Here is an 11,784-nt window from a genome sequence, read left to right on the forward strand (position 1 = left end):
GTTGCCGGGAAGTTCGGCGTCATCCTGACACTCCGCACTCCGCACTCCGTCATTCCCGCGAACGCGGGAACCCAGTGCCGTGCGGTTCGCCGTAGGGCGCATAACCGTTCGCGGTTATCCGCCGAAGGTCCTAGCGCCGGAGCCAACGGCAACGGCGGATAACGCCGTAGGCGTTATGCGCCCTACGGGGGGCACCGAAACATCCGCGCGCACCGGAGCGCCCCGTTCAGGAGGCCGAACGAAGCCCGAGCTGAGGAGGCCGGGCGACATGGATGTCGCAAGAGCCCCGCGGGCTACAGGGACGTACCCTCGGGGCGGGCCTCCGGTGCTTGGGAGTTCGTGAGGGAAGCCCGGCTTGCCGGGCCCGGATGCCGGGGCAAGCGTTCTTGGTTACTTCTTTGAGGTTCGGCTACCCGACGTTTGAAAGAAGTGACTCGCCGAGAGGCGAAACAAGAAACATCCGAGCACTCATAAGCGGCGCGCTACACCGAACCCCAACCACAAAGCCACTGGGTTATTCCCCTTCGGGCCAGCGCAAGCGCTGTTCGCGATGGAGCCGCGTCCCGCGTTCGCGGGGATGACGGGAGTGGACGGGGCGGGGGGCGGAACCGCAGGCAAAAAAATGCCCGCCAGAGGCGGGCCGAAGCGGAACCAAAGGAGTCTTTCAGTCGCCCATGCCATCGTCGATGGCGATGCCCTGGGCGCGCATCTGCGCTATCAGTTTGGCGCGCGTTCCCGGCAGGTTGAGCATGGTTTCGTGGCGAATCCCCGCTACTTCTTCCGTGGTGTACGGCTGGTAGCCGGCCGGCATGCTCTTGCCCGCCATGCCATCCTCGCGCAGCAGCCAGTTGAGCATGTCCGCCAGTTGCGCATCGTTGAGCGCCGACATCGACATGCCCGGCACCCGCACGAGGAACTGGCGGCCGCCGTCGACCTTGAGGAAGTTGCCGACGAACCCGAGCATCTTCGGCACGTCGTTGGACTTCGAGCCGGCGCCGTCGGACAGGTGACAGCCGGCGCACTGCAACTGGTAGTTGGTGGCGTTGCTGTAACCGGCCTGGGCGATCGGCGTCTGCGGCGCCTCGTTGCCCGGCGCGTGCTTCTGGTGCGGGTCGGGAATGCTGCGTGCCTGGGCCATGGGCATGGCCAGCAGGCACGACAGTCCGAGGGTCAGCAGCGAGCGTTTCATGGCTGACCCCACGCCTTACACGGCCACGCCGCGGATGACCGAGACGGTGCAGTGGTAGATGTGCGACTTGGCCGCCAGGCACCAGTTGACGTCGTTGTTGTTGAACGGACGGTAGGCCGGTTCCTCGCTGTCGTTGCGGGTGCAGGCACACTGGTTGCAGCTGTGCTTACCGCAGCAGTCGTTATAGGAAATGATGTAGTTCTTGCCGTCGCCCGGGTTGCGGCAGGTGCCGACCCACGCCACCTGGGACACTTCGGTGCCCGGCGGGCAGCTGGACACGGATCCGCCGCAGCAGTTGCAGAGGAAGCCGTCGATGGAGCAGTAGCGCCAGTAGTCGCAGCTGTTGGGGTCGCCCGGGTCACCGGCCATCGGCTTGTCGGCGGCCAGGGCCTTGCCGGTGCGGTCGATCGGCAGCAGCACCGGCAGCGCGGCGCCGGCCACCAGCAGCGAACCCATGCGCGAGAGCAGCTTGCGCCGCGAGGTGGTGTCGGCGACGCGACGGGAGGAGCGCTCGAAGAGCTGGTCGAGGAATTTCATCGGTTATCCCTTTTTATTGTTCAGTGGGCGCTGTGCGAGTGCGCGTGGCCATGGTCGTGGCCGTGCGCGTGGGGCTGCTGGGCCTGCAGGTATTGCTGCAGGGTGGCGCTGCCCAGGTGCTCGGCTTCGAACAGGCTGTCCAGGTGTTCGCGGGAGTTGACCAGGCCCTTGGCGCGCAGCACGCCGCCCTTGTCGATCAGCGCCGCGTAGGGCAGCTTGCCGATCTGGTAGGTCATGCCGACTTCCGGGCCGACCACGTAGGTCACGCCTTCGAGCTTGTGCTCGGCGATCAGCGCCTGTTGCGCTTCCGGCTCGCCGTCGCTGACGTAGACCACGTCCAGGCGATCGGCCTGGTCCTTGGCGATGGACTTGATGGCCGGCAGCAGCGATTTGCAGATCGGGCAGGTCGGCGAGAGGAAGAACAGCAGCTGGGCTTTCTCGCCGGCGTAGCCGAAGTTCACCGGGCGGCCGTTGCGGTCGCTGGCGGTGACTTGCGGGGCCGGTTCGTTGACCGCGACGCCCTTGTCGACCATCAGCGCGCCGGCCGGGGCCAGGCGCCCGTGCAGCACGCCGATCTGGCGCACCAGGCCCATGACGACGAATGCCAGTGCCAGCAGCAGGCACCAGAGCAGGATGTTGGAAACGATGATGGCTTCCATGGTTTACCTTCCAATGAGTTTGAGCAGACGGGGGCCGTTGGCCAGCAGGCCATCGGCGGCGGCATAGAGGAGCAGGGCGACGGCGCTGGCGGCGAGGCTCACGAAGCCGTCGAACAGACCCAGTTCGCGGGCTTGCGGGTGCACGCTGGCGAGTAGCGCCAGGGCCACCAGCACGGCGTTGCGCGCCAGCAGCACCGGGCGCAGCGGCTGGGCCTGGTCGGGCCCGGCGCAGCCGCAGTCGATGTCGCGGCGGCCGCGCCACAGGTTGATGCCGATGGCCGCGGCGTACAGCGCCAGCAGAGCCGCCGCGGCCAGGGCCGCCAGCGAACGGCTGGCGGGCACCAGCAGGGCGAAGGCGACGCCGCCCTCGACCAGCGGCAGCACGCGGGCGGCCGGCTTGAGCAGCGCCTGCGGCAGCAGCTGGTAATCCTCCAGCTGCCGCGCGAAGCGACCCGGCGCGCGCCACTTGTGGCTGGCGGCGCTGGCCAGGATCACTGCCACCGAGACGGCGGCGGCGATCGCGTAGATGGGATCGGGTTGCATGGTCATGCCTCTATCAGTGGGTCAGGACCTGGGTAGCGGTCTTGGCGATCTTCTCCATGGTGCCGACGTGCTTGCCGGCCTTCAGGTCGAAGGTCTCCAGGCCGCCCTCGACGTTGGCGCCGTAGAGCACCGGGGCGTCGTCGCTGGTGGCGGTCATGCTCCAGACCGGGGTCGGGGCGCTGAGGGTGCCGATCTTCTTCTGGGTCTTCAGATCGTAGACCCAGATGTCGGTGCTCGGGTCTTCCCACTTCATCGGCTCGTGCTTGTCGTGCATCAGCACGTACAGGCGGTTCAGCTTCGGCGCCAGGGCCAGTTCCTGCCAGCCGCCCGGGGCCCAGCCGTCTTTACGCTCGGCGTCGGTCACCAGCGACCAGGTCGGCAGCACCTTGGGCTGCGGGCCTGCGAAGTCGATCGCGTGGATCACGCCCTCGGTGGTGGTGAAGTAGTAGGTCTCGCCATTGTTGATGGCGCGCTCCACCAGCTTCTCCTTGTTCGGGTCGAAGAACGGGGTGCGGCTACGCGCGGTTTCCTTGCCGTCGTCGCCCAGGGTCACCAGCTGCACGCTGCCGTCGCCGCACAGCGAGGCGAAGGCGCGGTTGCCCACCGGGTAGTTGAGCACGCAGCCGGGGATGGCGATCTCGCTGGTGACGGCCTTGGCCTGGGTGTCGACCACGGTGACCGAGGTGGACGGGGTGAAGTTGTAGACGTAGGCGAAGCGGTCGTCGCCGCTGACCGCCAGGCCGTAGCGCTGGGTCAGGGATTCGGAACGCTTGCTGGGGATCACGACTTCCCAGTTCGGCGACAGGGTCGAGGTGTCCCAGGCGGTCAGCACGTCGGTGCGGGTACCGCGGGTGCCGCGCGAGTAGTACAGGTCGGCGGTGTACAGGGTGCGCTGGTCGTGGCTCAGGGTCGAAGGCGCGGCGAAGCCGGTGCTGACCATGCCGAGCATTTTCTTCTGCGCCGGGTCCACCACGGTCACGCGGCCGGTCACGAAGCTGTCGAATTCCACGTCGACGATGTACGCACGGTGCGGGTCCGGCGGGAACGACAGCGTCGTCTTGCCGACGGTTTCCGCCGGCAGGTCGGCGAAGGCTCCGCCGACGGCGGCGAGCGATACGCCTAGTGCGAGCGCGGTGCGTGCAAGGATCCTGGTTATTCGCATGGGGGGTGGCTCCCTCGATTTTATTGGACGGTCGGATCGCGGATCGGTGTGGGCAGAAGTCTGCAGTCCTAGTCTGCCCCGCGTTGCTGCGCTGTGCCTTACTCTGCGTGCCAAGCGCTTGTGTGTCCCTGTCAGCGCCTTTGCCGGTGTGCCAGGGCAAGCATTGACGCGGCTGGTGCGGCGCGCCTCACCGCTGGTCGGCCAGTGGCAGCGCGACGCAGAACATCGCGCCGTGGGGTTCGACGTTCTGCGCCCAGATGTCGCCGCGATGGCGCGAGACGATGTTGCGGCACAGCGCCAGGCCGATGCCGTTGCCGCTCACCTTGGAACTGAAGAAACCGTCGAACAGCCGCTCACGGGCCCCGGCGTCGATGCCGCGGCCGTTGTCCTCGACGCAGAGCAGGGCGCTGTCGCCCTCGCGCCGGGTGTGGATGCGCAGGCGGCGGCGCTCGGCGGGCAGTTCGGCCATCTCCTCGATGGCGTTGAACGCCAGGTTGAGGATCACCTGGCCGATCAGCACCTTCTCGCAGCTCACCGGCAGCGCCTCGGCGCAGGGCGCCAGTTCCAGGCGCACGCCGGCCGGCTGGCCCTTGAGGTCGATGAAGTAGCGGGCGTCGGCGAGCAGTTCGTTGAGGTCGACGCGCTGCTCGACCTGTTCCAGGCGCACCACGTATTCGCGCACGCTCTTGATGATCTCCGAGGCGTGCTCGATCTGCCGCACCGCGCTGTCCAGGCCCCAGGCCACCGAGTCGTCGACCTCGCCGCGCTGGCCCAGGCGGATCACCGAGCCTTCGATGAAGTTGCGCGTGGCGGCCAGCGGCTGGCTGAGTTCGTGGGCGATGGCCACGGCCATCTCGCCCATGGCGTTGTAGCGCGCCAGGTATTCCAGCTTCTGTTCGCTCTGCCGGCGGGCTTCCTCGGCGCGCACCTGTTCGCTGACGTCGCGGAACAGCAGCAGGTGGCCGCACAGGTCGTCCTCGATCTCGATGTAGCGGCAGGTGGCGTGGTGCCAGCGCCAGTCGCCGTCGGCGCGCCGCAGGTGGTAGCCGACGCTGTAGGGCTCGCGGCTCGGCGGCGTGCGTTCCAGGTGCTGGAGCAGGCGCTGGCGGGATTTGTCGTCGCAGGCGTCGAGGAAGTTGCGCGGCAGGTGGCGGCGGTCGGGGGCGCCGAGCAGGGCCAGGGCGGAGTCGCTGATGAAGCGGATCTCGCCGTCCGGGCCGAGCACCGCCACGCCTTCGGCGAGGTCCTGCATGAAGGCCTTGAGGCGGCTCTCGGTGCGCTTGAGCTCGCGCTTGACCTTGTCTTCCCGGGAAATGTCGCGGAACTGCACCATCAGCACGTCGCGTTCGGCCAGGTGCACCAGGGTCGCGGTCGCCTCGGAGAGGATGTCCACGCCCTGCTTGGAGCGGTAGCACCACTCGATGGCGCGCTGGCCGGTGCGCGCCGCGCCTTCCAGCCAGCGCAGGCCGATCGAGCGACGGTACTTGGGCGCCGGGTTGGTCATGTCCGGGGCTTTCAGCGGCACCAGTTCCTCCAGGCTGAAGCCCAGGGCCTGCAGGGCGGCGGCGTTGGCCCAGAGGATTTCCTTGGTCTGCGCGTCGTGCAGCAGGATGCACAGCGGCATGGCTTCGATGAGGGCGTGGAAATCGGCTTCGGCGGGCTGGTACATGGCGGGCTCTTGGTGGTGCGGGCGGTCACGGCCTTTATAGCGCGCAGCCTAGCGCGTCGGCGCTAGGAAACAACCCGGCGCGGACTAGGGGATTCCTTTAGGTCGCGGGCGGCACGCCCCAATAGTGGCGGTCTCGACGCGCTCCCTACACTGGGCCCCATCGACGACCGCCGGCTCCCACCGGACGGCCGACCCACAAGAACCCAGGGAGACGCCCATGTCGCGTTCAGCCGCCGCCGCCCAAGATTCGCCCCTCGCCAGCCGCGCCGCCCTCTTCGAGCAGGTGCTCGACGAGGTCCGCCAACGCCGCGACGAGTTCGACGCCCGTTCCCACGTGCCGCGCGACATGATCGAGCGCTTCATCGAAGTGGGCATCTACCGCGCCGCCACCCCGCGCTGCTTCGGCGGCGACGCACTGCCGCCGGCCGAATTCCTGCGCCTGATCGAGCGCATTTCCGAGGCCGACGGCTCGGCCGGCTGGGTCGCCAGCTTCGGCAGCGCCAGCACCTACCTGACCGCCTTGCCCCGCGAAACCCTCGCCGAGCTCTACGCCGACGGCCCGGACCTGGTGTTCGCCGGCGGCCTGTTCCCGATCCAGCAGGCCGAGCAGGTCGAAGGCGGCTGGCGGGTCAGCGGCACCTGGAAGTTCGCCAGTGGCTGCAAGGGCGCCGACGTGCTCGGCGTCGGCATCGGCCTCGGCGGCCCCGGCGGCAAGCCGCGCACCGCGCTGCTGCGGGCGCGCGACGTGGATATCGTCGACAACTGGGAGGTGGTCGGCCTGAAAGGCACCGGCAGCCACGACCTGCACCTGGACAAGGCCTTCGTCCCGGACGCCTGGACCTTCATCCGCGGCGGCCAGAGCAGCATCGACGAGCCGCTGTACCGCTACCCGACTATCGCCTACGCCGCCCAGGTGCTGGCGGTGGTCAACCTGGGCCTGGCCCGCGCCGCCCTCGACGAGATCGCCCGCATGGCTTCCGGCAGCGGCGTTACCGGCGCGCCCAAGCTGGCCGACCGCGCCTACGTGCGCATCGAGCTGGGCAAGGCCGAGGCGCAACTGCACGCCGCGCGGGGTTTCTTCTACGACGCCACCGAGCAGGTCTGGGAATCGATCCTCGCCGGCAACCCGGTGACCCCGGAGCAAGTCAGCCTGCTGCGCCTGTCCGCCGTGCACGTGTCCCGCGCCGGCGCCGAAGTGGTACAGCGCGCCTACAGCCTGGCCGGCACCACCGCCATCTACCTGCGCCACCCGCTGCAGCGCTACCTGCGCGACGCCATGGTGGTGACCCAGCACGCCTTCCTCAGCGACGGCATGTACGACGGCGCCGGTGCGGTGCTGCTCGATGTGCCGCCGTTCCCCGGCTACCTCTGATCGACACAAGGACAAGACACCATGACCCGTCCCACCGCCGAACCCATGCGCGTGCTGTTCTGCATCGGCATCACGCAGAACTTCTTCGACCTGCCCACCGGTGAAGGCATCAGCGTCTGGAAGGGCTTCAGCCAGATGATGGGCGAGCTCGGCGCGCTGCCCGGCATCAACGTGCTCGGCGTGCTCGACGACGACCGCCTGATGGTCGGCCCCTCGACCACCTCGCCCTGGACCGTCTACATCATGGCCGACGTCGACTGCCACCAGACCGTGGTCGACGCCTGCAACCTGTTCCGCACCGTGCCGGTCGGCGAATACAGCCTGTGGAAGTACGCCAAGATCGAAGCGCGCATCGGCCGCCCGCTGAGCATTCCCGAAGCGGCGCGGAGCTGAGCCATGAGCCAGGCCCTGAAACAGTTGCACGAGCGCCTGGCGCGGCTCGAAGGCGAGGCCGCCGTGCGTCGCCTGATGGCCCGCTACATGGACCTCTGCGACGTCCCGCGCGAGCAGCTGGCGCTGCAGGCCGAACTGGCCGAGCTGTTCGCCGAGGACGCCGTCTGGGAAGGCCTGGGCGCGCGCGCCGAGCAGAGCTTCGGGCGCCATGCGGGGCGCGCGGCGGTGGCGGCGTTCGTCGCCGGCTACCTGCCGCCGGCCGAGCACTTCACGCTCAACCTGCACTTCATCGGCAGCGAGTCGATCGAGGTCGGCGAGGGCGGCGACACGGCGCGCGGCCAGTGGCTGATGCAGCAGCTGTCGACCTACGTCGATGGCCGCAGCGAGCTGTTCGGCACCCGCCTGAACCTGGACTTCCGCCGCGTCGGCGAGGCCTGGCAGATCACCCATTTCCGCACCCGGCGGCTGCTCGCCATGCCGCTGGGCGCGCTCGCGGAGGGCGCGGCATGAGCATCTTCGTCAGCGAATTCGCGCTGGGCGGCGCCGGCAAGCGCGTCGCCATCAAGGACACCATCGACATCGCCGGCCACCCGACCCGTTGCGGCAGCCGCGCGCTGGCCGACAGCGCCCCCGCGCAGCGCCATGCCGAAGTGGTGCAGCGGGTGCTCGACGCCGACTGGCGCATCGTCGGCAAGACCAACCTGCACGAGCTGGCCTTCGGCGTCACCGGGATCAACGACTGGAGCGGCACGCCGCTCAACCCGCAGGCGCCTGAGCGCGTGCCCGGCGGCTCGTCCAGCGGCTCCGCCGCGGCGGTCGGCGCGGGCCTGGCGGACATCGCCCTGGGCACCGACACCGGCGGTTCGGTGCGGGTGCCGGCGGCCTGCTGCGGCGTGGCCGGGCTCAAGCCGAGTTTCGGCCGGGTCAGCCGCGCCGGCGTGCATCCCGAATACAGCAGCCTGGATTGCGTCGGGCCGTTCGCCGCCAGCATGGCCGACATCGTCGCCGCCATGCAGGTGATCTGCCCCGGCTTCGGCGCCGTCGCCGCGCCGGGCGCCAATGCCCGCGTGGCCTTCCTCGAAGTGCCCGCCGACCCGCACATCCAGGCCTGCCTCGGCGCCGCCGCCGACCGCGCCGGCTGGCGCCGGGCGAGCCTCTACCTGGGCGAGTTCGAGGCGGCCTTCGAGGCTGGCCTGGTGGTCATCAATCACGAGAACTGGGCGGCCCTCGGCCAGTTCACCGGCAAGGGCCTGCTGGGCGCCGACGTCGAGCAGCGCCTGCTCGCCGCCGGGCGCACCAGCGCCGCCCAGCTGGCGGAAGCCGAAGGCGTGCGCGCGAGCTTCACGCGCGCCATCGACGCCGCCCTGGACGATTACGAAGTACTCCTGCTGCCGACCCTGGCCAGCCTGCCGCCGCTGCTCAGCGACGCGCGCAGCGGCAAGAGCGTGGCCGCGCTGACCTCCCTGGTCCGCCCGTTCAACCTCAGCGGCCACCCGGCGCTGAGCGTGCCGGTGGAGCTGGAGCATGGCGGTATCAAGGTCGGCTTGCAGATCGTCGGTCGCAAGGGCGACGACGAACGCGTCTGCGCCTTCGGCGCGCAGCTGGAACAGGCACTGGCCGCCGAGCGGCCGTCGAACAAGAAAATGGCATGAGGAGAACCCCATGAGCGCCCCTGAATACCGGCTGATCGCCAAGACGGGCAGCCCCGAGCAACTGGTCCAGAGCGACCGCGTGGACGTCTCGCTGTACCACGACCCGGCGCTGTTCGAGGCCGAGCTGGAAAAGATCTTCTACCGCACCTGGGTGTGGGTCGCCCATACCAGCGAAGTGCGCAACCCCGGTGACTTCAAGACCGCCACCATCGGCCGTCGCCCGGTCATCGTGGTGCGCGACAAGAAGGGCGCCATCAACGTCCTGGAAAACCGTTGCCGGCACCGTGGCGCCACCGTCTGCGAGAAGCACAAGGGCAACGCCACCGGCTTCACCTGCCCGTACCACAGCTGGTCCTACGGCCTGGACGGCAAGCTGCGCGCGCTGCCGTACCCGGACGGCTACGAGGACATCCTCGACAAGTCCGAGCTGCCGCTGACCAGCCTGCGGGTAGAAAGCTACGCCGGCATGATCTTCGCCAGCTACAACGCCGACATCGAACCGCTGGAAGACTTCCTCGGCGGCGCGAAGCACTGGATGGACCTGTTCATGAAGCAGGGCGCCGGTTTCCCGATCAAGACCCAGGGCGAACATAAGTTCACCTTCAAGGGCAACTGGAAGATCCAGCTGGAGAACACCACCGACGGCTACCACTTCCCGATCGTGCACAAGTCGTTCATGTCCTCGGTCGACGAAGAGACCAGCGAGATGCTCTCGTTCATGACCGACACCCAGGCGGTGACCCACGCCCTGGGCAACGGCCACAGCGTGATGGTGATGGTGCCCGAGCACGTCGACCTCGACCACGACGACGGCACCGAGCAGCTGCAGGAACGCTTCGCCCACGTCACCGAGGAGCTGTCCAGGACCATGGAGCCCGCGCAGGTGCGCCGCATCGTGCGTTCGCTGCACGGCGCCGGCTTCAACCTCAACCTGTTCCCCAACGTGGCCATGTCCATGTCGTTCTTCCGCGTGCTGCGCCCGGTCTCGGTCACCGAGACGGAAATCCGCCACGTCGCCCTCGGCATGGACGGCGGCCCGGAGATCGCCAACCGCGAGCGCATGCGCATCCACGAGCACTTCCAGGGCCCGTTCGGCTTCGGCAGCCCGGATGACGCCGAGGCCTGGGACCGCGTGCAGCGCGGCTCCTACGCCGGCCCCGACGCGCCGATCCTGGTCAACCGCGGGCTGAACCGCGAGGTCGTGGCCGAGAACGGCGACAAGGTGTCCCATGCCACCGACGAAGGCGGCATGCGCGAGGTCTACCAAATGTGGAAAAGGATGATGAGCCAATGAGCAACGACACCCTGAACGGCTTCTCCGGCCCGCTGGCCAAGGCCATCGAATTCATCTGGCGCGAGGCCGAGCTGCTCGACCGCAAGGACTACGCGCAGTGGAACGGGCTGTGGAGCGAGGAGGGCATCTACGTGGTGCCCATCGACGCCGAGGGCGACGACTTCGCCGCCAGCCTCAACTACGCCTTCGACGACGCGCGCATGCGCGCCCTGCGCATCGAGCGCCTGAGCGCCGGCTACTCGCCCTCGGCGATCGACGCGGCGAAGACCGTGCGCACGGTGTCGCGCTTCCGCCTGGTGGAAGCCGCCGGCGACCTCGTCGAAGTGCATTCGGCGCAGATCCTCTACGCCTACAAGCGCGGGGTGCACACGCCCTTCGTCGCCGACCTGGAACACCGCATCCGCTTCACCGCCGAAGGCCCGCGCCTGGAGCGCAAGGTGGTGCGCCTGATCAACTGCCAGGACGCCCTGGCTGCCATCGGCTTCCTGCTCTGAGGATTCGCCAATGACCCGTACCGCACTCGTCACCGGGGCCTCGCGCGGCCTCGGCGAATGCATCGCCCGGCGCCTGCACGGCGCCGGCTACCGCGTGGCCCTGGCCGACGTGCGCCTGGACGACGCCCAGCGCCTGGCCGATGAACTCGACCCCAGCGGCGCCAGCGTGCTGGCGGTAGAGCTGGACGTGCGCGAGAAGGCCGACTTCGAGCGCGCCCGCGACCTGCTGCAGGCCAAGTGGGGCGGCTGCGACATCCTGGTGAACAACGCCGGGGTGTCCAAGGTCGCCGCACTGATGGACATCACCCCGGAGGAGTTCGACGCCTCGCTGGCGGTGAACCTGCGCGGCACCTTCGTCGCCTGCCAGGTGTTCGGCGCGCACTTCGCCGCGCGCGGTTTCGGCCGCATCGTCAACATCGCCTCGCTGGCCGGGCAGAACGGCGGCACCGCCACCGGCGGCCACTACGCCGCGGCCAAGGGCGGCGTGGCCACCCTGACCAAGGTCTTCGCCCGCGAACTGGCCCCGGCCGGCGTCACCGTCAACAGCATCTCCCCGGGCCCGCTGGACCTGCCGGTGGTGCGCGAGACCGTGGCCCCGGAGCGCCTGGAGCAGATCCTCAAGACCATCCCGGTGGGCCGCCTGGGCGACCCGGACTACGTGGCCGACAGCGTGCTGCTGCTGGTCGCCGACAACGCCACCGCGGTGACCGGCGCCTGCTGGGACATCAACGGCGGCCTGTTCATGCGCTGAGAAAGCCGGCGGATAACGCGGCGCGTTATTCGCCCTACGCCGAACCCCAACGTAGGGCGAATAACCGGC

At 69.0% G+C, this 11,784-nt stretch carries 13 protein-coding genes; 7 read left to right on the plus strand and 6 right to left on the minus strand.

The genetic code is table 11. The features are described 5' to 3' along the window. Positions 1-664 precede the first annotated feature (664 nt). From P3W75_RS25230 to P3W75_RS25255, 6 genes are all read right to left on the minus strand, one after another. Positions 665-1,189 (minus strand): cytochrome C, encoded by a 525-nt coding sequence (locus P3W75_RS25230; RefSeq protein ID WP_276230050.1) that lies wholly within the window; start codon positions 1,187-1,189, stop codon positions 665-667. Positions 1,190-1,204: 15 nt separating this feature from the next. After that, positions 1,205-1,726, minus strand: a complete 522-nt coding sequence (locus tag P3W75_RS25235; RefSeq protein WP_276230051.1) for a methylamine dehydrogenase light chain — start codon at positions 1,724-1,726, stop codon at positions 1,205-1,207. A gap of 20 nt (positions 1,727-1,746) precedes the next feature. Further along, positions 1,747-2,385: a methylamine dehydrogenase accessory protein MauD gene (gene mauD, locus P3W75_RS25240; RefSeq protein ID WP_276230052.1), complete on the minus strand. Its 639-nt coding sequence runs from the start codon at positions 2,383-2,385 to the stop codon at positions 1,747-1,749. Positions 2,386-2,388: 3 nt separating this feature from the next. Next, the gene (locus tag P3W75_RS25245; protein ID WP_276230053.1) at positions 2,389-2,928 is read right to left on the minus strand and encodes a MauE/DoxX family redox-associated membrane protein; all 540 of its coding nucleotides are present in this window, start codon (positions 2,926-2,928) and stop codon (positions 2,389-2,391) included. Positions 2,929-2,941: 13 nt separating this feature from the next. Beyond that, positions 2,942-4,090: an amine dehydrogenase large subunit gene (locus P3W75_RS25250; protein WP_276230054.1), complete on the minus strand. Its 1,149-nt coding sequence runs from the start codon at positions 4,088-4,090 to the stop codon at positions 2,942-2,944. A 187-nt stretch (positions 4,091-4,277) separates the two neighbouring features. Beyond that, positions 4,278-5,759, minus strand: coding sequence for an ATP-binding protein (locus P3W75_RS25255; protein WP_276230055.1), 1,482 nt, complete (start codon positions 5,757-5,759; stop codon positions 4,278-4,280). A gap of 217 nt (positions 5,760-5,976) precedes the next feature. Between P3W75_RS25255 and P3W75_RS25260 the strand changes: the two genes are divergently transcribed. The 7 genes from P3W75_RS25260 to P3W75_RS25290 are packed head-to-tail and all read left to right on the plus strand — an operon-like array spanning position 5,977 to position 11,715. Then, entirely contained in the window at positions 5,977-7,131 is a 1,155-nt protein-coding gene (locus P3W75_RS25260; RefSeq protein ID WP_276230056.1) for an acyl-CoA dehydrogenase family protein, read from the plus strand. A gap of 21 nt (positions 7,132-7,152) precedes the next feature. Beyond that, positions 7,153-7,524 carry a hypothetical protein gene (locus tag P3W75_RS25265; RefSeq protein ID WP_276230057.1) on the plus strand — a complete coding sequence of 124 codons (372 nt, stop codon included), beginning with the start codon at positions 7,153-7,155 and terminating at the stop codon, positions 7,522-7,524. Positions 7,525-7,527: 3 nt separating this feature from the next. Beyond that, a complete protein-coding gene (locus P3W75_RS25270) occupies positions 7,528-8,034 on the plus strand; it encodes a nuclear transport factor 2 family protein (RefSeq protein ID WP_276230058.1) in 507 nt (168 codons plus the stop codon). Next, positions 8,031-9,176, plus strand: coding sequence for an amidase (locus P3W75_RS25275; protein WP_276230059.1), 1,146 nt, complete (start codon positions 8,031-8,033; stop codon positions 9,174-9,176). The genes P3W75_RS25270 and P3W75_RS25275 overlap by 4 nt, the downstream gene beginning before the upstream one ends. Positions 9,177-9,186: 10 nt before the next feature. Beyond that, positions 9,187-10,470: an aromatic ring-hydroxylating oxygenase subunit alpha gene (locus P3W75_RS25280; RefSeq protein WP_276230060.1), complete on the plus strand. Its 1,284-nt coding sequence runs from the start codon at positions 9,187-9,189 to the stop codon at positions 10,468-10,470. Next, the gene (locus tag P3W75_RS25285; RefSeq protein WP_276230061.1) at positions 10,467-10,964 is read left to right on the plus strand and encodes an aromatic-ring-hydroxylating dioxygenase subunit beta; all 498 of its coding nucleotides are present in this window, start codon (positions 10,467-10,469) and stop codon (positions 10,962-10,964) included. The genes P3W75_RS25280 and P3W75_RS25285 overlap by 4 nt, the downstream gene beginning before the upstream one ends. Before the next feature lie 10 nt (positions 10,965-10,974). Beyond that, positions 10,975-11,715, plus strand: coding sequence for an SDR family NAD(P)-dependent oxidoreductase (locus tag P3W75_RS25290; protein WP_276230062.1), 741 nt, complete (start codon positions 10,975-10,977; stop codon positions 11,713-11,715). Positions 11,716-11,784: the final 69 nt, after the last annotated feature.

Source organism: Pseudomonas citronellolis (assembly GCF_029335315.1).
GTDB lineage: Bacteria > Pseudomonadota > Gammaproteobacteria > Pseudomonadales > Pseudomonadaceae > Pseudomonas > Pseudomonas citronellolis_A.

Coding starts and splice junctions, on each gene's coding strand:
- P3W75_RS25265 (WP_276230057.1), top strand. CDS start 7,153: ATGACCCGTCCCACCGCCGAACCCATGCGCGTGCTGTTCTGCATCGGC.
- P3W75_RS25280 (WP_276230060.1), top strand. CDS start 9,187: ATGAGCGCCCCTGAATACCGGCTGATCGCCAAGACGGGCAGCCCCGAG.
- P3W75_RS25260 (WP_276230056.1), top strand. CDS start 5,977: ATGTCGCGTTCAGCCGCCGCCGCCCAAGATTCGCCCCTCGCCAGCCGC.
- P3W75_RS25290 (WP_276230062.1), top strand. CDS start 10,975: ATGACCCGTACCGCACTCGTCACCGGGGCCTCGCGCGGCCTCGGCGAA.
- P3W75_RS25285 (WP_276230061.1), top strand. CDS start 10,467: ATGAGCAACGACACCCTGAACGGCTTCTCCGGCCCGCTGGCCAAGGCC.
- P3W75_RS25275 (WP_276230059.1), top strand. CDS start 8,031: ATGAGCATCTTCGTCAGCGAATTCGCGCTGGGCGGCGCCGGCAAGCGC.
- mauD (WP_276230052.1), bottom strand. CDS start 2,385: ATGGAAGCCATCATCGTTTCCAACATCCTGCTCTGGTGCCTGCTGCTG.
- P3W75_RS25245 (WP_276230053.1), bottom strand. CDS start 2,928: ATGCAACCCGATCCCATCTACGCGATCGCCGCCGCCGTCTCGGTGGCA.
- P3W75_RS25255 (WP_276230055.1), bottom strand. CDS start 5,759: ATGTACCAGCCCGCCGAAGCCGATTTCCACGCCCTCATCGAAGCCATG.
- P3W75_RS25230 (WP_276230050.1), bottom strand. CDS start 1,189: ATGAAACGCTCGCTGCTGACCCTCGGACTGTCGTGCCTGCTGGCCATG.
- P3W75_RS25250 (WP_276230054.1), bottom strand. CDS start 4,090: ATGCGAATAACCAGGATCCTTGCACGCACCGCGCTCGCACTAGGCGTA.
- P3W75_RS25270 (WP_276230058.1), top strand. CDS start 7,528: ATGAGCCAGGCCCTGAAACAGTTGCACGAGCGCCTGGCGCGGCTCGAA.
- P3W75_RS25235 (WP_276230051.1), bottom strand. CDS start 1,726: ATGAAATTCCTCGACCAGCTCTTCGAGCGCTCCTCCCGTCGCGTCGCC.